The 20,704-nt window shown below is 38.4% G+C and carries 17 protein-coding genes; 4 read left to right on the top strand and 13 right to left on the bottom strand.

Going from position 1 to position 20,704, the window contains the following annotated elements:
* Window positions 1-128: 128 nt before the first annotated feature.
* Together ptsP and FRX54_RS01720 are read right to left on the bottom strand one after the other, a co-directional pair.
* A complete protein-coding gene (ptsP, locus tag FRX54_RS01725) occupies window positions 129-1,862 on the bottom strand; it encodes a phosphoenolpyruvate--protein phosphotransferase (RefSeq protein WP_146460339.1) in 1,734 nt (577 codons plus the stop codon).
* Between the two features lie 5 nt (window positions 1,863-1,867).
* A complete protein-coding gene (locus tag FRX54_RS01720; RefSeq protein WP_146460337.1) occupies window positions 1,868-2,131 on the bottom strand; it encodes a phosphocarrier protein HPr in 264 nt (87 codons plus the stop codon).
* Window positions 2,132-2,463: 332 nt separating this feature from the next.
* Between FRX54_RS01720 and nrdH the strand changes: the two genes are divergently transcribed.
* Genes nrdH through nrdF form a run of 4 tightly spaced genes read left to right on the top strand, consistent with a single transcriptional unit; the run spans window position 2,464 to window position 6,175 of the window.
* Window positions 2,464-2,688, top strand: coding sequence for a glutaredoxin-like protein NrdH (gene nrdH / locus FRX54_RS01715; RefSeq protein WP_146460335.1), 225 nt, complete (start codon window positions 2,464-2,466; stop codon window positions 2,686-2,688).
* Window positions 2,685-3,053, top strand: a complete 369-nt coding sequence (gene nrdI, locus FRX54_RS01710) for a class Ib ribonucleoside-diphosphate reductase assembly flavoprotein NrdI (protein ID WP_261379608.1) — start codon at window positions 2,685-2,687, stop codon at window positions 3,051-3,053. The genes nrdH and nrdI overlap by 4 nt, the downstream gene beginning before the upstream one ends.
* The gene (gene nrdE, locus FRX54_RS01705) at window positions 3,043-5,202 is read left to right on the top strand and encodes a class 1b ribonucleoside-diphosphate reductase subunit alpha (protein WP_146460331.1); all 2,160 of its coding nucleotides are present in this window, start codon (window positions 3,043-3,045) and stop codon (window positions 5,200-5,202) included. Before nrdI ends, nrdE begins: the two co-directional genes overlap by 11 nt.
* A 13-nt stretch (window positions 5,203-5,215) precedes the next feature.
* Window positions 5,216-6,175 (top strand): class 1b ribonucleoside-diphosphate reductase subunit beta, encoded by a 960-nt coding sequence (gene nrdF, locus FRX54_RS01700; protein WP_146460329.1) that lies wholly within the window; start codon window positions 5,216-5,218, stop codon window positions 6,173-6,175.
* Window positions 6,176-6,249: 74 nt separating this feature from the next.
* Here nrdF and ftsY read toward each other — a convergent pair whose 3' ends face one another.
* The 11 genes from ftsY to FRX54_RS01645 all read right to left on the bottom strand — a co-directional run bounded on the left by ftsY (window position 6,250) and on the right by FRX54_RS01645 (window position 20,660).
* On the bottom strand, window positions 6,250-7,542 hold the full coding sequence (gene ftsY, locus FRX54_RS01695; protein ID WP_146460326.1) for a signal recognition particle-docking protein FtsY: 1,293 nt from the start codon (window positions 7,540-7,542) through the stop codon (window positions 6,250-6,252).
* A gap of 2 nt (window positions 7,543-7,544) precedes the next feature.
* Entirely contained in the window at window positions 7,545-8,366 is an 822-nt protein-coding gene (locus FRX54_RS01690; RefSeq protein ID WP_146460324.1) for a Cof-type HAD-IIB family hydrolase, read from the bottom strand.
* A 13-nt stretch (window positions 8,367-8,379) separates the two neighbouring features.
* Window positions 8,380-11,922 carry a chromosome segregation protein SMC gene (gene smc, locus FRX54_RS01685; protein WP_146460323.1) on the bottom strand — a complete coding sequence of 1,181 codons (3,543 nt, stop codon included), beginning with the start codon at window positions 11,920-11,922 and terminating at the stop codon, window positions 8,380-8,382.
* 2 nt (window positions 11,923-11,924) lie between these two features.
* Entirely contained in the window at window positions 11,925-12,617 is a 693-nt protein-coding gene (gene rnc, locus FRX54_RS01680) for a ribonuclease III (protein ID WP_146460321.1), read from the bottom strand.
* A 122-nt stretch (window positions 12,618-12,739) separates the two neighbouring features.
* A complete protein-coding gene (locus tag FRX54_RS01675; protein WP_146460319.1) occupies window positions 12,740-13,549 on the bottom strand; it encodes an MBL fold metallo-hydrolase in 810 nt (269 codons plus the stop codon).
* A complete protein-coding gene (gene vicK, locus FRX54_RS01670; RefSeq protein ID WP_146460317.1) occupies window positions 13,549-14,913 on the bottom strand; it encodes a cell wall metabolism sensor histidine kinase VicK in 1,365 nt (454 codons plus the stop codon). The genes FRX54_RS01675 and vicK overlap by 1 nt, the downstream gene beginning before the upstream one ends.
* Window positions 14,906-15,616, bottom strand: coding sequence for a response regulator YycF (gene yycF, locus FRX54_RS01665; protein ID WP_146460315.1), 711 nt, complete (start codon window positions 15,614-15,616; stop codon window positions 14,906-14,908). Before yycF ends, vicK begins: the two co-directional genes overlap by 8 nt.
* An 81-nt stretch (window positions 15,617-15,697) precedes the next feature.
* A complete protein-coding gene (locus tag FRX54_RS01660; protein ID WP_261379607.1) occupies window positions 15,698-16,714 on the bottom strand; it encodes a DUF3114 domain-containing protein in 1,017 nt (338 codons plus the stop codon).
* A 68-nt stretch (window positions 16,715-16,782) separates the two neighbouring features.
* Complete coding sequence (gene thrS / locus FRX54_RS01655) at window positions 16,783-18,726, bottom strand: threonine--tRNA ligase (protein WP_146460313.1); 1,944 nt, start codon at window positions 18,724-18,726, stop codon at window positions 16,783-16,785.
* 14 nt (window positions 18,727-18,740) lie between these two features.
* The gene (locus tag FRX54_RS01650; protein WP_146460312.1) at window positions 18,741-19,061 is read right to left on the bottom strand and encodes a MazG-like protein; all 321 of its coding nucleotides are present in this window, start codon (window positions 19,059-19,061) and stop codon (window positions 18,741-18,743) included.
* Between the two features lie 267 nt (window positions 19,062-19,328).
* Window positions 19,329-20,660 (bottom strand): glycosyltransferase family 4 protein, encoded by a 1,332-nt coding sequence (locus FRX54_RS01645; RefSeq protein ID WP_146460310.1) that lies wholly within the window; start codon window positions 20,658-20,660, stop codon window positions 19,329-19,331.
* Between the last annotated feature and the right edge of the window lie 44 nt (window positions 20,661-20,704).

The following is a 20,704-nucleotide window of genomic DNA, read 5'->3' as shown; positions in this document are numbered from 1 at the left end:
TCCTTTTAGTCATACTACTACCATTATAAAACTTTTTTGATTTGTTTTCAAAAAATAAAATTATGTTTCCTATTTAATGTAAAAAAGTTTAGTTCTAAATTGAGAACTAAACTTTTATAAATTTAAGACTAGTCAAAATTGACATATTCTTTTTCCAAAGCAAGTACTTCTTCTGCTGTTGAACATTCAGTCAAAGCACGACGAGCATATTCTTGCATTTTGCTTGTATCAAGTTTCTTCATCAAGCTACGTGTACGAAGAACAGAAGTTGCACTCATCGAGAACTCATCTAATCCCATACCAACAAGAAGTGGAACAGCTTGTTGATCACCTGCCATCTCACCACACATACCTGCCCATTTACCTTCAGCGTGAGCTGCCTTGATGACATTGTCAATCAAACGAAGAATTGATGGGTTGTAAGGTTGGTATAGATAAGATACTTGTTCATTCATACGGTCAGCAGCCATAGTGTATTGAATCAAGTCGTTTGTTCCGATTGAGAAGAAATCAACTTCTTTAGCGAATTGATCAGCTAGCATTGCTGCTGCTGGAATCTCAATCATGATACCAACTTGAATATCATCAGCAACTGCCACACCTTCTGCTAGCAAGTTAGCTTTTTCTTCATCAAATACTGCTTTAGCTGCACGGAATTCTTTTAGTAAAGCAACCATTGGGAACATGATGCGTAGTTGACCGTGAACTGAGGCACGAAGAAGGGCACGAATTTGCGTACGGAACATAGCATCGCCCGTTTCAGAAATTGAGATACGAAGGGCACGGAAACCAAGGAATGGGTTCATTTCTTTTGGTAGGTCAAAGTAAGGTAATTCCTTATCACCACCAATATCCATGGTACGAACAACAACAGGTTTACCATTCATGCCTTCAAGTACAGCCTTATAGGCTTCGTACTGCTCATCTTCTGATGGAAAATCTTGAGAATCCATGTATAAGAATTCTGTACGGTAAAGACCAACAGCTTCTGCACCATTATCATTGACACCTTCAACATCTTTTGGTGTACCGATATTTGCTGCCAACTCAAAGTGTTTACCATCTGCAGTAACAGTCTGAGCGTCTTTCAAAAGAGCCCACTCTGCTTTTTGTTTAGCATAGGCTTCACCAGCCGCCTTAAAGTCAGCGATTTCTTGTTCACTTGGATTGATAACCACTTCACCAGTGATACCATTAACCGCCAAAACATCACCATCTTTAACAAGTTCAGTAATATTGTTAGTTCCTAGTACCGCTGCAATTTCAAGTGTACGAGCCATAATCGCAGAGTGACTTGTACGTCCACCGATATTGGTTACAAAAGCTTTAACGAATTTCTTATCAAGCTGAGCTGTATCTGATGGCGTCAAATCATGAGCGATAACAATCGATTCTTCGGCAATTGTTGCTGGATTTGGTAATTTAACACCAAGAAGATGTGAAAGAACACGTTTTGCCACATCACGAATATCTGCAGCACGTTCTTGCATGTATGGGTTGTCTTCCATACCTTCAAAAATCATGATGAACATGTCCGTCACTTCTTTTAGACCTGCTTCTGCATTAACTTGCTTAGCACGAATCGTTTCTTTAATCTGACCAATCATTTCTGGGTCAGCAAGAACCATTAGGTGAGCATCGAAAACTGCTGCCGCTTCTTCTCCTAGGCTATCTACTGCTTTTTCACGGATAAGAGAAAGCTCGTTTTGTGAAGCTTCAAGAGCTGCATCTAAACGAGCCTCCTCTGCACTTGTATCTGAAACAGTTACTGTTTCAAATGATAAATCCGGTTGAACCAGTAAATATGCCTTAGCAACAGCAACACCATCAGAGGCAGCAATTCCTTTTAGCATATTTGTCATTTTGATTATACCAAACCTTCTTTTGTCATTGTTTCTTCGATAGCAACAAGAGCTTCATCAGCATCTGCACCTTCAGCTGAAATTGTTACATCTGCACCTTGACCAACACCAAGACTCATAACACCCATGATTGATTTAAGGTTTACTGCTTTACCTTTGTAATCAAGTGTAATATCTGAAGCAAATTTGCTAGCTGCTTGAACAAGCAAAGTTGCTGGACGAGCGTGAATACCTGTTTCTGCCACAATGTGGAAATCTTTTGAAGCCATAATGGTTCTCCTTTAATTATTACTAAAATTTCAGATTATCTATGATAACCCTTACAAAAAAATTATAGCACATTGCTATTTTTTTATCAAGTAGAAAAAGCAAATTATCATCTTAAAATGAAATATTTTCCATTCTTTTACAAGGTGTTTTTTCAAAAATCATAACCTTTGCTAGCAATAAGCATAGTAACGATAAAACACTATATCTTGTGCCTATTTATCTCTCCAACCACAAGATAAGCCAAAAACATTAGTTTTCCTAGTTGATTTTTATTTTTTTTTTAGGTATGATATTAAAGTGCTATCACACCTAACAGAAAGGAATCAATAACATGGCTAAAATTACTGTTTTTTCTAAAAACAATTGCATGCAATGTAAGATGACCAAACGTTTTCTTGAAGAAGCTGGAGCTGATTTTGAAGAAATCAATATTGAAGAACATCCAGATAAAGTGGATTATGTCAAAAGTCTAGGCTTCACTGCTGCTCCTGTAATCGAATCTGGAGATATTGTTTTTTCTGGCTTTCAACCTGAAAAATTAAAAACTCTACTATGATGCAGTTAGTCTTTTATTCACTGACAGGCCAGTGCCAACGTTTCGTCAAAAAACTAGGCTTGGAGCAAGTTGCTCTTGAATTAACCTCAACGACACCCTATCCTACATTTGACACTCCTTTTATTCTCCTTGTTCCTAGTTATGATCAGGGAGATGTTGAAGTGGTTGATGAGTTTTTAGCTGACAACTATCTTCATTGTAAAGGGGTCATTGGTTCTGGTAATCGTAATTTCGGTCCCGATTTTTGTAAAACAGCCCGACGCTATGCTCAAACCTATCAACTACCGCTTTTATACGAATTTGAATTTAATGGTACCGAGCAAGATGTCGAATATGTAAAAGGAATACTATCCCATGAGTCTTAAAAACCTTACTGATGTTTCTTATTTCCGATTAAATAATGAAATCAATCGTCCCATCAATGGACAAATCCCCCTCCACAAAGATAAGGAAGCCTTGAAGGCATTTTTCAAGGAAAATGTTCTACCAAATACCATGACTTTTGCAAGCATGACTGAGAAAATTACTTATCTTTTAGAACATGATTACCTTGAAGAAGGCTTTATCAAAAAATATCAGCCTGAGTTTATTGAAAAGCTCGCTCAAGAACTAAAAAATCAAAACTTCCGCTTCCAATCCTTCATGGCAGCCTATAAGTTTTATCAACAGTATGCTTTAAAAACAAATGATGGTAATTATTATTTAGAAAGCATTGAAGACCGTGTACTTTTCAATGTACTTTATTTTGCTGATGGACAGGAAGAGTTAGCTCGTGACTTGGCGATGGAAATGATTCATCAACGTTATCAACCGGCAACACCAAGTTTTTTGAATGCTGGTCGTAGTCGTCGTGGTGAATTGGTGTCTTGTTTCTTGATTCAAGTCACGGATGACATGAATTCAATTGGACGTTCAATCAATTCAGCTCTACAACTTTCTCGTATTGGTGGTGGGGTTGGAATTTCTCTTAGCAATCTTCGTGAAGCTGGTGCGCCGATCAAAGGATTTGCTGGTGCAGCTAGTGGTGTCGTGCCTGTCATGAAATTGTTTGAAGATAGTTTTTCTTACTCTAATCAACTTGGTCAACGACAAGGAGCTGGTGTTGTCTATCTCGATGTCTTTCATCCAGACATTCTTAACTTCCTTTCAACCAAAAAGGAAAATGCTGACGAAAAAATTCGTGTCAAAACACTTTCTTTAGGAATCACTGTCCCAGATAAATTTTACGAATTAGCTCGTAAAAATGAAGATATGTATCTATTCAGTCCTTATTCTATTGAACGTGAATATGGGGTGCCATATAGCTACATTGACATCACAGAAAAGTATGATGAATTAGTTGCCAATCCTAAGATTAACAAGACGAAAATCAAGGCGCGTGATTTGGAAACTGAGATTTCTAAACTACAACAAGAATCTGGCTATCCTTATATCATCAATATTGATACTGCCAACAAGACCAGTGCCATTGACGGTAAAATCATTATGAGCAATCTCTGCTCAGAGATTTTACAAGTGCAAACACCAAGCGAGATTAACGATTCCCAAGAATTTGTCAAAATGGGAACTGATATTTCATGTAACCTTGGTTCAACCAATGTCTTAAATTTAATGACATCTTCTGATTTTGGTCGCTCAGTGCGTACTATGACTCGAGCCTTGACCTTTGTCACTGACGCATCAAGTATCGAAGCCGTACCAACTATTAAACATGGTAATGAACAAGCCCATACCATTGGTTTAGGTGCAATGGGGCTACATAGTTATTTTGCCCAACACCACATGGAATATGGTAGCCCAGAATCAATTGAATTTACCCATATTTATTTCATGTTATTGAATTATTGGACTTTGGTTGAGTCTAATGCCATTGCCAAGGAACGTGGCCTTACTTTCAATAATTTTGAGCAATCGGCTTACGCTGACGGTAGTTATTTTGATAAATATATCACTGGTCAATTTGTGCCAAAATCTGAACAAGTTAAAGAACTCTTTGCTGGTCACTTTATCCCACAGGCTGAAGATTGGCAAGCACTGAAAAAAGCGATTATGGCTGACGGTCTCTATCATCAAAATCGTTTAGCTGTGGCTCCTAATGGCTCAATCAGCTATATCAATGATTGTTCTGCGTCTATTCATCCGATTACGCAACGTATTGAAGAACGTCAAGAAAAGAAAATTGGTAAAATCTACTACCCTGCTAGCGGGCTTTCAACCGATACCATTCCTTATTACACGTCTGCTTACGATATGGACATGCGTAAAGTGATTGATGTCTATGCTGCTGCTACAGAGCACGTTGATCAAGGTCTTTCGATGACACTCTTTATGCGGAGCGAAATTCCACTTGACCTTTACGAATGGAAAACAGAAACCAAACAGACCACTCGTGATCTTTCTATTCTCCGTCATTACGCGTTTAATAAGGGAATTAAATCGATTTACTATATTAGAACCTTCACAGACGATGGCGAAGAAGTCGGATCGAACCAATGTGAAAGTTGTGTCATTTAAAAAGGAGTTTGTCATGAGCTATTATAATGCAATTAACTGGAATGAGATTGAAGATTCGGTTGATAAATCAACTTGGGAGAAATTGACCGAGCAATTTTGGTTGGATACACGAATTCCTTTATCAAATGACCTGGATGATTGGCGTAAATTGTCAGCGGTTGAAAAAGATTTGGTTGGAAAAGTCTTTGGTGGCTTGACCCTTCTTGATACGGTTCAATCTGAAAGCGGCATGTCTGCCCTAAAAAAAGATGTCAGAACCCCACATGAAGAGGCTGTGCTTAATAACATCGAATTTATGGAGTCTGTCCATGCCAAGTCCTACTCATCTATCTTCTCAACCCTTAACACCAAGTCAGAAATTGAAGAGATCTTTGCTTGGGTAGCTGAAAATCCCTACTTACAGAAAAAGGCTGAGATTGTCAATGAGATTTACAAAAATGGCAGTCCTTTAGAAAAAAAAGTTGCCAGTGTTTTCCTAGAAACCTTCCTTTTCTACTCAGGATTTTTCACCCCCCTTTACTATCTTGGAAATAATAAATTACCCAATGTGGCTGAGATTATCAAGCTGATTATCCGTGATGAATCTGTTCACGGAACTTACATCGGTTATAAATTCCAACTTGGTTTCAATGAATTAAGCGAATCAGAACAAGAAAATCTGAAAAATTGGATGTATGACTTGCTTTATACCCTTTATGAGAATGAGGCAAATTATACCGAGTATCTCTACGACGCTGTTGGCTGGACTGAAGAAGTTAAAACGTTCTTGCGTTACAATGCTAATAAAGCTCTCATGAATCTGGGACAAGAACCACTCTTTCCAGACACAGCTAATGATGTCAATCCGATTGTCATGAATGGTATCTCAACAGGAACCAGTAACCACGATTTCTTTAGTCAAGTCGGCAATGGTTACCTGCTAGGAACGGTGGAAGCTATGAAAGATGAAGATTATTTGATTGGATTAGATTAAAATTAAAGAGAGCCAACAAAGGCTCTTTTCTTCTCTAAACAACAAAACTCCTTGAATGATTCAAGGAGTTTTATTTATACTAAGCCTGCAAGCAAACCTCTCACAAATTCTTCTGAATTAAATTGCCCAATGTCATCAATTTTTTCGCCAAAACCGATAAATTTAACTGGAATGTCTAATTCTTCGCGAATAGCCAAGACCACACCCCCTCGGGCTGTTCCATCTAACTTGGTTAAAATCAAACCAGTCAAAGGTGTCATTTTTGAAAATTCCTTGGCTTGACTCAGAGCGTTTTGACCTGTTGACGCATCCAGTGCTAAAAGGGTTTCATGTGGGGCATTTGGAAGAACACGTTTAATAATTCGTCCCATTTTTTCCAATTCTGCCATCAGATTATCCTTGTTTTGTAAACGTCCTGCAGTATCAATCAATAAAATATCAACGTCTTGGTCAATGGCTTGTTCCATACCATCATAAACCACACTAGCTGGATCTGATTTTTCTTTTCCTGTCACCACTGGAACATTAACACGTTTGCCCCATTCTACTAGTTGGGCAACTGCACCTGCACGGAAAGTATCGGCTGCCACCAACATGACTTTTTTACCTTCTTCCTGGTATTTGTAAGCTAATTTACCTATCGAGGTAGTTTTTCCGACCCCATTCACCCCAACAAACATCATGACGGTTAAGCCTTCTTGCAAGTTGATTTTTTCCTTAAATTGCCCATCTTTTTCATAGATGTCAACCAACTTTTCAATAATGACACGTCGTAGAGCTTCTGGTTTCTTGGCCTTTTCCAATTTAGCTTCAAAGCGTAGCTCCTCTACTAAATTAGTCGCTACTTTTACCCCAACATCTGAAAGAATTAAGAGTTCTTCCAGTTCCTCAAAAAATTCCTCATCTACCTGACGAAATTGGGCAAAAAAACTATTTAATTTTGCTCCAAAACCAGTCCTCGTCTTAGCTAGAGTTCGCTCATACTTTTGACTTTCTGTTTCAGGTTCGGTCATTGTCAATGACGATTCTTCTTCACTAGGTTGAACATCTTCTATCACATCAAGTGCTGCCTGATTATCCGTAGCCCTTCTTGAACTTAGCTCATCTTCAACCACTTCTATTGCTTCTTGAGATGAATTTTCCTGCTCAGATAATGTGCTTACTTCTGTTACTAGACTATCGGTGTCACCTTGAGTTTGTTCTTGCTCTTTTTCTGCAAATTCTTGACGCAGACGAGCCAACTTGGCCATGACATCTTCTGTTTCCACTGGTGTTTCTGCTACTACACTCTCCTCTTGGATAGTTTCGTCCATGTTTGGCACGTCGTCTTGATGACTGCTCCCAAATAATCGATCAAATAATCCCATTATTATTTTCCTTTCAAAATATAGGTTTCAACAGCTTCAGCTACCCCTGATTCTTCATTAGTCTTGGTTGTGACATGATTGGCTTTAACCTTAACTACTTGACTGGCATTGGACATGGCAATTCCTAGGCCTGCCCAGGTTAGCATGGTCAAATCATTTTCTTCATCCCCCATAGCCATCACTTGATCGGAACTTAAACCTAAATGTTTGGTTAAATGTTCCAAACCAACTGCTTTATGGATGCCTTTTGGCATGATTTCAAAAACAATATCGCGTGACTTAAAGAGTTCAAATCGTTCTGACAAATCTGCTGGCAAGTGCTTAATCTGCTGATCCAAGACACTTTGCTCACAAACAGATACCACTTTATTGATGACAACATCTTGAGGCAATTCAGCAAGGCTTTCAATTGAAATAAATTCCAACATTGGATTTGCCGTAGGATAAAGTGTCTGACGTGTGGCACTAGATAAACTATAGACAGTGCCACCACTTAAAATATCCATTGGTAAATCTAAGTCCATCAAGGCTTGATAGATAACGGGTAAATCATTTCTTGTTAAGCCACTCTTTGCTAAAATTTTCCCTGTATTGCTTTGAACCAAACCACCATTAAAGGTAATGCTATACTCATTTTCCCCCAATAAATCAAGTTCAGTCAAGAGATGTTCGATGGCCTTTAAGGGACGCCCTGTCGTGATAACAACCTTGACACCCAACTTTCTTGCTGCCTTTAGGGCTTCGTGATTAGCTTGAGTGACTTCTTTTTTACTGGTCAAAAGAGTGCCATCTAAATCCAAAGCTAATAATTTAATGTCTGTCATCTTCTCTTCCTTTCTACTTGCTCATCATCGTTTCTGCTTCAGTTAGTTTGACAGAAACTAACTTGGAAACACCCGATTCCTGCATGGTAACTCCATAAATACTATCTGCTGCAGCCATGGTGCCTTTACGATGAGTGACAACAATAAACTGACTTGATTTATCAAAACGGTTAAGGTAGTCACCAAAACGTTTAACGTTAGCCTCATCCAAGGCTGCTTCCACTTCATCTAAGATAACAAAAGGAATGGTTTTCACACGAATAATGGCAAAAAGCAGAGCTAGGGCGGTGAGTGCTTTCTCACCACCACTCATCAGGTTCAGTGATTGGATTTTTTTTCCAGGAGGTTGTACCGAAATCTCAATACCAGCCGTCAGCAAATCATCTTCCGTTAGTAATAAATCACTACGACCACCACCAAACATCTGCTTAAAGGTTTGGTGAAAACTATGACGAATAGCCTCAAATCTCTCTCTGAATCGCTCTTTCACTTCGTCATTCATTTCCTTAATCGTATCAGTTAATAGGGTTTTAGCTTCCATTAAATCAGCTTTTTGTTCTGAAAGAAAAGCCAGTCGTTGAGAAATCTCTTCAAATTGTTGAATGGCTTCTAGATTGATTGAGCCTAACTGTTTGATTTGTCGTATCAAATCAGCCAATATCTGCCTTGCCTCAACCACATTATCGAGGGGCTGACTAATTTTTTGAGCTTCTTCAAAACTGATTTGATAATCTTCTGCCAAACTCTTGGCTAGTTGACGTAACTTATCAGAGTAATGTTCAATGGTTAATTCCAATTGTGTCTGTTGGCGAATTAGCCCTTCATGTTGTTGATTGATCTTGGTTAATTGTACGGCCACTTCTTCTAAACTAGCTTCACAATCTTCTAAATTTAACTTTAAGCGAATAATTGCTTGTTCTGTTTCTTCTTTTCGATGACAAGCTTGATCTAAATCTGTTCTTAACTGCTCTAGTTTCTCTGGATTGAGTTTTTGTGTTTTACCACTAAGTTGTCCTTGAAGTTTCAATAACTCAGTGGTCACTTTCTCTAAATCAGCTAACAATCGTTTATAATCCTCTTGTTCAAACCTCAAGGTATTGAGCAAATCACGTTCAGCTAGTCTTGCTGCTGCGACTTGGTCAGTCAGATCATCTAATTGTTTTTGCACATGATTTCGATTTTCTTTAATCTGTTCTAATTGTCGAGAAAGGGCTTGTTTGCTCTCAGCTAGCTCTGATAAATCAGTTTTTAATAACGATTCTCTTTCTCCTAAAGATACTAAATAATCTTGATTCGTAATGGCATCGACATCACCCACAATTTGAGTCAGTTCTTGATGACGTTTAATCAACTGCTCTAACTCCAATTGAGCTTTTTGATGCCCCAAACGTGCTTGTTCTCCCTCTTCTTTAATCAGTTGAAGTTCTTCAGTTAAGGTTGACAAGTTCTCCTTAGCTTGTTTCAATTGTTCTTCTTTAAGAACAAGTTCTTCTTTTTGCTGCTTGATTTTTTGGTCTAATTGTTCTAATTCTGGTTTGATAAAGGTCATATTATTTTGACGCTGCGCCCCCCCAGCAAAAGAACCGCCAGTTCTTAATTCTGTGCCATCCAATGTTACTAGACGCACTTGATAATGGGTAAGTCTGGCTGCTTGATTGGCTTGATCAATCGTTTCAAAAATAGCAGTTGCCCCTAAAAGATTTGCAAAAATATTGGCTAGATTGGACTCATAGGTCACTAAATCATTAGCAAAACCTAAAAATCCTGGGCTTTGACGTAAGGTTTGTTCATGTTGTGGAGCAGGTTTTCTCCCCTTAATCGTTGTTAAAGGCAAAAAGGTAGCTCGTCCTTGACGACTTGTTTTCAAGGCTTCAATAGAGCGTTTTGCAGCTTGTTCATCAGCCACAATAATATGCTGGCTACTAGCCCCCAAGGCAACTTCTATGGCAGTTTGATAAGTTAACTCAAAACTAACATGCTCACTAACTGCTCCAATAATTCCACCTAAACGATCTGCCTGCTGCAAGACATACTTAACTCCTGCATAAAAATTACTATGATTTTTTAAGATACTCACCAAACTTGATTGACGTGCTTCTTTAGCTTTAAGTTGGTCTAAGAGAGCAAAAAAGCTAGTCTGCTCTTTTTCATAACATGCTTTTTTTTGATTCAACTCTTGAGTTAAGACTTGATAGCGATTACGAAGCTCTGTTAAATGATGCTCTTGTTTCGTTAACTTAGTTTGAGCATTAGTTTTCGCAATTTCTACTTCCTTTAATTCTTGACTTAATTTATCTAATTCAGCTGATTTTTGTTGAGAAATTTGAGTTTGACTAGCCCTTTCAGCTTGCAATGCTGTTAAATCATTAGACAGGTCTGCTTCTTTCTCTAGTAAACCAACAAACTCTTCCCGCAGATTTTCTATCAATTGATCTGGACTTATTGCATATTGTTCCTGTTGGTTAACTAGCTTATGCAATTCAGCTTGCTTAATTGTTAAGTTTTGTTTTAATTTGGTAATCAAGGCTTGTTTGTCATCAATCTGTTCTTGTAGCTGACCTTGTTGTTTCGTTAATTTGTCTGTTTGTTCTTGAAGTTGTTCTTTTTGTATGGTTTGTTGACTCTGTTCTAATTGAGCCAAATCAAGTTGACCTTCTAAATGTGAAGTCAGACGTGTCAATTCTACCAAATTATCTTGAAGCTGGTCTTGCTTTCTTGAAAGGGATTGACGCTTGTCTTTCTTTGTCGAATAATCAGCCTCTAGTTCTTCTCTTTCTTGATAATAAACGGCTAACTGATTTTGAACCTTTTCTAACTCATTTTGGGTATGAGTTAAATCCTGCTTGTAAGTAGAAACATCAGCAACCAATAAATCTAATTGAACTTGTTTACGCTTTTCATCCAGATCTAAGAATGCTTTGGCCACCTCAGCTTGCTTACCCAATGGTTTGACTTGCAAGTCTAATTCATAAATAATATCATCCAAACGATCCAAATTATCTTGAGTTTGGTTAAGTTTTTGCTCGGTTTCTTTTTTCCGTGTTTTATATTTCAAAACACCTGCAGCTTCTTCAAAAATAGCACGACGTTCTTCTGGCTTGCTATTAAATATAGCTTCTACTCGTCCTTGTGAAATAATAGAAAACGAGTCACGTCCAAGACCCGTATCCATAAACAGATCATGAATATCACGCAGACGAACCTTTTTACCATCAATGAGATAGTCACTATCACCATTGCGATAAAGCTGACGCTCAATGCGGATTTCTTGACCAGCATCAGCAATAAAACCATCTTGGTTATCTAAAATCACAGCAACTTGAGCATAATTTAAGGCATGACGATTCTCTGTTCCTGCAAAAATCACATCGAGCATCTTGCCACCACGCAAACTTTTAGCACTCGATTCACCTAAGGCCCATCGCAAACTCTCTGTAATGTTACTTTTACCCGAACCATTTGGTCCGACAATAGCAGTAACACCTTGGTCAAATTCAATCTTGGTCTTGTCAGCAAAAGACTTAAAGCCTTGCATTTCAATTGCTTTTAAAAACATGCTCACCCTCGTCCCAAGATAGCAAGAGCCTGTTTTGCGGCTGCTTGCTCAGCTAATTTTTTAGATTTCCCAGAACCACTACTAATCTGTTCTTCATTAACCCAAACTGTCACCTCAAAGGTCTTGGCATGGGCTGGTCCTATTTCTGAAACCACTTGATAATCAATGGATACTTCTCCTTTGGCTTGTAGGAACTCTTGTAAACTGGTTTTATAATCCTTAACCTGTTCAAAATTACCACGTTCAATTTCTGGAATCATCACTTGATTGATAAAGCGGGCAACGGCATCCACTCCCTTATCCAATAACACAGCTCCTAAAAAGGCTTCGAATAAGTCCCCTAAAATCGTCGCACGATCGCGTCCGCCAGAACGTTCTTCTCCTTTTCCGAGTTTAATGTAATCCGCAAAACCTAGCTGACGAGAAAAGCCTGCCAAACTCTCTTCACGAACAATCATTGAACGCAATTTGGACAAGTCCCCTTCAGGTTTTTTGGGATATTTACTGAAAAGGTACTGGGAAATCATTAACTGTAAAACAGCGTCTCCTAAAAATTCCAAACGTTCATTATGTGAAATCTTTAGGAGGCGGTGCTCATTGGCGTAGCTAGTATGAGTAAAGGCTGTTTCTAGCAAGGTTAAATCCGAAAAAACAATACCAAAATCATCTGCAATTTTTTGTTCAAGTGCTTTCATAGCTTATCCTTTCTAAATACCCTATTATTTCCATTATAGCAAAAATCATATAAAATTACTTCTTCTAATTGATTTATTCGTCAGAAAAAACTAGGATAAGTCCTAGTTTTATTAGTCTTTTATTAAATTCTAGTCAATGGACTGGCTGAATCAGGTGACGTGTCATAGATTTTAACATCCTGACCAACTGCAACGTCAGCCTGCATCAAAGCTGTTTTCATCGTCATGTGAGCCAATTCTTTAATATTATTTTCCTTACTCAAATGTCCCAAATAAATCTTTTTAGTCTGTTGCCCCATGGTACGCAAAATACTATCTGCCCCATCTTCATTTGACAAATGACCCTTGTCTGACAAGATTCTTTGTTTGGTTCGCCAAGGATAAGAACCTGCACGCAAAATTTCAACATCATGATTAGACTCAATCAGATAAGCATCTGCATTGGTTAGTAAATCTGCCATCCGATCACTAACATAACCTGTATCGGTTAACATGACAAAGGATTTATTGTCCCTCATAAAGCGATAAAATTGTGGGGCTACTGCATCATGGCTGACGCCAAAACTTTCAATGTCCAAATCACCAAAGGTAATCACCTGTCCTTGTTCAAAGACGTGTTTTTGAGCCACATCAAGTTTACCTAGCATATTATTTTCATCCATAATTTGCCAAGTTTTTTGATTGGCATAAATATCTAAATGATATTTACGAGCCAATACCCCGACACCATGAATGTGATCACTATGCTCATGTGTAATAAAAATAGCATCTAAATCTTCTGGCTTGCGATCGATTTCTGCCAATAACTGAGTGATTTTCTTACCTGACAAACCCGCATCTACAAGGATTTTTTTTTGAGGACTTTCCAAATAAAAAGAATTGCCACTGGAGCCAGAAGCTAAGATACTGTAACGAAATCCTTTTTCTTCCATTAGTCTAATTCTACATCCTCCCATTCCTCAAAACTTGTCTGTGCTTTTTCATAAGGTAGAATAATATTAAACGTAGAGCCCTTTCCTTCTTGACTTTTAGCCCAAATAAAGCCCTTATGTTGTTTGATAATTTCTTTAGCAATTGATAAACCAAGCCCTGTCCCACCTTGAGCACGACTGCGTGCCTTATCAACACGATAAAAGCGATCAAAAATCAATGGCAAATCTTTCTTGGGAATGCCCAGGCCTTGATCGGTAATTGATAGCATCAGACGATTTTCACTGGTTGCCATGGTGACAATAATCTGACCACCATCTGGTGAATACTTAATGGCATTATTTAGCAAATTATCCAAAACCTGTGTCATCTTATCAGTATCAATTTCCAACCAAGCAGGATTTAAGGGATAATCTCTGATGATTTCAAATCGTTTGCCATCACTATTATTTTGATTTTTTATCTGCTCAAAACGGTTAAGAATAGCTGTAACAAAGGCAGTGAAATTAGTCATTTCCACATTTAATTGATTGGCCTTATTATCAATTCGTGACAAGTTTAGCAAATCTGAAATCATTCGCATCATCCGATTGGTTTCATCTAAGGAAACCTTGATAAATTCTGGGGCAACGGGTTCATTTAAGGCACCATCATCTAAGGCTTCTAAGTAAGATTTAACAGAGGTTAAAGGGGTTCGTAACTCATGACTAACATTAGAAACAAACATCCGACGTTCCCGTTCTTCTTTTTCCAAATTGGTGGTATCATGTAGTACCGCAATTAAGCCTGACACAAAGCCATTTTCCTTACGGTTGAGGGCAAAACGAATCCGTAAAGTAATAAATTCGCCATTTTCATCTCGACTATTTAAAACCACTTCTGGTGTTTTTGTGATCAGATCTTGATAACTATAAGGATTATCACGACCTAAAATATCTAAAATCGACAAATCAAAAGCTTTTTCACGAGAAATATTAAGGTATTTTTCGGCTGTGGCATTGATCATGATAATACGACCAGTACGGTTGGTAGCTAGCACCCCATCGGTCATATAAGCCAAAACACTGGCTAGGCGATTACGTTCTTGAGCCAGACTGTCGTGGGTATAACTCAAAACATTAGACAAATCATTGAGATGATTGGCGAGATCTACCATTTCATGATCACCCTTAATTTTAGGCAAAGTATCACTGTAATCTCCAGAAATCATTTGCTTGACTTTAATATTTAGACTCTTAACATTTTGAGCGTGACGGTAATCTCGAATAGCCAACCAAATAAAATAGAAGGCTACAAAACTCAGTAAAAATAGTAAGGCTAGTTCAAACTGCGTTAAATTATTAATAACAAGATTTGTATCATTCATGAATTCTCATATAATAGCCCACACCCCGTCTCGTCATAATATAGTCAGGACGGCTAGGCGTATCCTCCAATTTTTCTCTCAAACGACGAATGGTCACATCAACGGTTCTGACATCTCCAAAATAATCATAGCCCCAAACAGTTTCTAAAAGATGCTCACGCGTCATCACTTGACCAATATGGTTGGCTAAGTGATGCAACAACTCAAACTCACGATGCGTCAATTCTAAGTCTTCTCCACGCTTTTGTGCAAGAAAGGCATTAGGAATAATCTCTAACTCACCTATGGTAATCTTGTCAACGCCAAGTTCACCTTGTTCTTCACTAAGAGCTGTTTCAATATTTTCAGTACGACGCAAATGAGCCTTGATACGAGCAAGTAACTCACGATTAGAGAAAGGTTTGGTGACATAATCATCTGCACCAATTTCCAGTCCAATTACCTTATCAAATTCACTATCTTTAGCTGATAGCATGATAATCGGCACATGGCTTGTTTTTCTGACTTCTTTAGCAACTTCCAAGCCATCCAATTCTGGCAACATCAAATCCAACACAATCAAGTCAGGTTCTTCAGCTGCAAAAATCTCCAAGGCTTCTCGACCATCAAAGGCCGTTAGTGTGTCATAACCTTCCTTGGTTAGATTAAACTTAATAATATCCGAAATCGGTTTTTCATCATCAACGATTAGAATCTTTTTCATCTAAATCCTCATTTCTACTGGATTTTATTTTTTTACATTATATCAAAAATACCGCAAGAAACCTATTATTTAACTAAGTAGTCAATTACTTCTACGTAAGAGCTTGGCAAAATGGCGAGTCGCCTGTTTCACTAATTGATAATTAGAACATCCATTTTCTGCATAAAATCCCTGGGGATTAAAGTAACTATGGCTGTAATTTGCTTGTCGCCTACGACTACGATTAGGGGCTTTGAAACCTTTCTTCATTTGCCTACGAAAGTTTGGGTCATGTGGACTGACAGGGTTAACATCGAGTTCCCAATGCCGTTTATTTGGCCTGCCATAATTAAAACTAGCCCCATTAACCACACCATTTTCAGTGATTGCTTGCGTATCCACTTCATTGAGAAAATTCCCTTGACTATCAAGGATAAACTCCGTATGAAAGTTAATTAGTACCTTAATATTGACTGAGGGATAGCCAGATGGGTACTGCTTTTTACCATCACTCAACTTAATTTTATTATGTAAACGAGCTGAATAAGACAAGCGATAACTAAAGCGTCGCCACCAAGGAAAAGTCGTCTTGAGATAGCTCGCCAGAGCCTCGGCATCTGTTCTTTGAGATTGACCAAAATGGTGACGAATATACTGGGCCTGTTGACTGGAAATAACATAGCGAAGCTGATGAATTTGCCTAGCCAACAAACCTTTTTGAACTAGCTCTTGATTTGGAAAGGCTTGATTGACCAAATTAGCCAAGTCCCACCAGAACGCATTATGGGGGGCTAGATTTATCGAAAAACGATTCACTAACGTCTGATTTTCTAAGATAGTTCCTGACAATTCTGCTGGAAAACGAAGATGTCGAACCAATAAACCCAACAATTCCTTGGCTGACAGATTTTCTTTTTCTATCTGCCACATCGTCATAAAATCAACTGCTCCCACCCTTAAATCCAACAACTCATTTTTAGATGAAAGAAGAGCTTTTAGGCTACTTTCAGACCAGCCCATATCCAAGAGTTCCAATAACTGTTGAGCCAAGGCATAACGCTTTTTCAGATAATTTTGATTAAACTCGTTAAGTCCAGTTTCTGATAGTAAACGCCACATAAACTTCTCCTTTCTATCTTATCTATTATACCATAGAAAAAGGAGCTGATAAATCAGCTCCTTCAAGTCTAGTCAACCACACGAGAATAGTTAGCAATATCTGCCAAAATATTATCAACAAAAGCAACCAACTCTTCTGTATGGGTTTCCTTGCTACCATAGCGACGAACATTAACTGCTTGATCCGCCATTTCCTTATCGCCAACAATCAACTGGTAAGGAATCTTCTTGGTTTGACTTTGACGAATCTTATACTGCATTTTTTCATTACGCTCATCAACAACCGCACGAATACCACGATCTTGCAGTGTCTTAGCCACTTGCCAAGCATAGTCAGCATGAGCTTCATTAGAAATTGGAATCACAGTCACTTGCGTTGGTGCCAACCAAGTTGGGAAAGCGCCTTTATAAGTTTCAATCAAGTAAGCTGTAAAACGTTCCATGGTCGATACAACACCACGGTGAATCATAACTGGACGATGTTCTTCACCATCAGCTCCAACATAAGATAGTTCAAATTTCTCAGGTAACAAGAAATCTAGCTGAATTGTTGATAGGGTTTCATCATTACCAAGAGCCGTTTTAACCTGAATATCTAATTTTGGTCCATAGAAAGCCGCTTCACCTTCTGCTTCATAGTAGTCTAATGCCATGTCATCCATCGCAGCTTTCAGCATAGCTTGAGCATTTTCCCACATCTCATCATTGTCAAAATATTTTTCCTTATCTTCCGGATCACGATAAGATAAACGGAATGAATAATCAGTCAAATTGAAGTCTGCATAAACATCAATGATTAGTTGCAAAGTACGCTTAAATTCCTCACGAATTTGCTCTGGTGTGACAAAGATGTGACCGTCATTAAGGGTCATTTCACGCACACGTTGCAAACCAGATAGCGAACCTGATTTTTCATAACGGTGCATCATCCCAAGTTCTGCAATACGAATCGGCAACTCACGGTAAGAATGAACATGGTTTTTATAAACTTGAATATGGTGTGGGCAGTTCATTGGACGCAAAACGAGATGTTCCCCTTCACCCATATCCATTGGTGGAAACATATCGTCACGGTAATGATCCCAGTGACCAGAAGTTTTATAAAGATTAACGTTCGCTAACGGTGGCGTATAAACATGTTGGTAGCCAGACGCAATTTCTTTATCTGTGATGTAACGTTCTACAGTACGACGAATCGTTGCGCCATCTGGCAACCAGAATGGCAAACCTTGTCCAACTTCTGGATTGACCATGAACAGATCCAATTCTTTACCGAGTTTACGATGATCACGTTCCTTGGCTTCTTCACGCATTTGAATATATTTCTTCAAATCTTTCTTATCAAACCAAGCTGTACCATAAACACGTTGCATCATTGGATTTTCACTCTTACCACGCCAGTAAGCCCCAGCAACATTTAACAGTTGGAATACTTGAATATGGCCTGTCGTTGGCACATGTGGGCCACGGCAAAGGTCTGTGTATTCTCCTTGGCTGTAAATGGTCAAGCCACCCTCATCTTCTGAATGTTCTTCAATCAATTCGAGCTTATAAGGGTCATTTTTGAAGATTTCACGCGCTTCTTCTTTAGACACTTCCTTACGGATACTTGGGAAGTTTTCTTTGACGATTTTACGCATTTCTTCCTCAATCATCGGTAAGTCTTCATTAGAAATTTGCCCTGCTGCATTATCCGTATCGTAGTAGAAACCGTCTTGAATAGCTGGTCCAACCCCTAAGTGAATATCTGGGAAGTGACGACGTGCCGCTTGAGCAAACAAGTGAGCTGCTGAATGACGCAAGAGATCAAATGCGTCTTCATGATCTGGCGTCACAATTTCCAAGCTACCATCTTCTGTAATGGCACGAGTGGTATCAATCAACTTACCATTAAATTTACCTGCAAGAGCTTTTTTAGCGAGAGAATTACTAATTGATTGAGCAATCTCAAACGTTGTTACACCAGATTGAAACTCACGAACCGCTCCATCTGGAAAAGTAATTTGTACCATTTATAGATACCTCCTTAATCTTTTTTAATTTGTAGTAACTGTTCCTTATCGTTCAAGAATGTTTCCATTTCTGTTTGAACATCAATATCTAATCGATCAGCCAAGGTGATCAACCACCAAATATTTTCAACCAGTTTTTGTTCTAGTTGATAAGGCGTTTCATCATAATATCGCCCTTGATGTGTCATAACCAAACGATTTAAGTTTCCGATATCATTCCCCAATGCCAGTAAATCTTCTTCTATCGACCATTCCTGACCATGATGACGTATTTCTAATTGCCGATAGGCTTGACGAATAGCTTGACAACGCTTAATCCAATCATCTGATACCATATCGTCTCCTTTAGTTTTATAAAACAAAAACGTCCTTACAAAAAGGACGTCGTAACGTGGTTCCACCTTAATTTGTGTGAACTTAGTCCACACCTCATTAACGGTTATAAGGTGACCACCCTTTTATGTTTTCATAAAATCAAGGGAAGAGTATTTACTCGCTAAGGTTTACGTCACTCTCAGCAAACGGACGCTCTCTTAGAAACCTAACACAAGAAACATGTTTCCACTTACATTATAGCACACCAATCAAAAAAATGGCAAGAACTAATCTAAAAAATCTTTGATTGAACGAATCATGTGTCTTGGAACTTTGACAACCTTAACAGATGTTCTAGCAGTTTTCTTCACCGCTTTCTTAGGTAAGCTCATGGCTGAACGAACTAATTTTACTGACTTCTCTGTTCGACTGCTTTCAATGGTCAATGAAATCGGAGTTGTTTTTTGCGACTTAGAAATCAAGACATCCAAATAGAACTGATAGATCGACTGACCAAAATGTTGTGCTGAAATCTGATAAAGTTTTTCATCCCACTGGGTCATGTCCTTTTCTGGTTTAACCAATAAAGCCTCTAAAATAGCACCTGCCAAGTCTTCTGGATCGGCATACAAGACACCAAACATTGAATCACTAATCAAGTCATCTAAGTAGGGATTAGTTTGAGCAATAATCGGCGTCCCACTGGCCAGACTTTCTGTATAGGTCAGTCCTTGGGTTTCACTGGTTGACGCACTGATAAAAAAGTCAGCAGCCTTATAATAAAGAGCCGTTTTTTCATGGGATATCATACCAGTAAAGACCACATGCTCCGTAATACCTAGTTCCTTAGCTTGAGCTTTCAGCGTTTCAAGATAAGGTCCATCGCCCACAACGACTAATTTAACAGTTTGAATTTGAGAAAGTACATCAGGCAGACTTGATAAAATCGCTTGGATATTTTTTTCATAAGACACTCTTGATAGGCTAAGCAACATCTTTTCATCAGCTTTTAGATTAAGCTCCGCTCTCAAATCAGCAATCATCTGTGGAGAAATATCATCACGACGATAGTTTTCTAGATAAATCCCTGTCGGAATAATACGTTTTGGCACCTTAATCTCATAATTGTTCATCAGATTAAGCACAATACGACTAGGACAAATCAAACCATCAAGATCCTTCAAATAGCCACGCATAATATACTTAACCATGCTCGGTCTGATAATCATCCCTTTAGCAATATAGTTAACATAATCTTCATACTGGGTATGGTAGGTATGAACTACAGGGATTTTTAAGGCTCTGCCCAATATTTTTCCTAAAACACCCACGTTAAACTCAGTCTGTGTATGGATAATATCAAGTCGATACTTTTTAGCAATCTTATACGATGACAAGAGCCCACGATAAGCCACTCGCCTATCGGTAAATGAAATAAAAGGAACGCTTGGTAAACGGATAATGGTTGGGTCATTATACGAACCTAAATTTTTATCTGTTGTGGTAAAAATATAAACCTGATGACCTGCTTCTTCCAAAACTTGTTTCAAGGTTTGAATACTAGTCGCAACACCCGACACCTGTGGAAAATAAGTGTCCGTAAATAAACCAATTCTCATCTGTCGCTCCTTTCCATTATGTTTATCTTATCATAAAGTGAATG

Source organism: Streptococcus sp. sy004 (assembly GCF_007859205.1).
Classification (GTDB): Bacteria; Bacillota; Bacilli; order Lactobacillales; family Streptococcaceae; genus Streptococcus.
The sequence above is the reverse complement of the archived record's forward strand: the minus strand, read 5'-3'. Positions and strand labels throughout refer to the sequence as shown.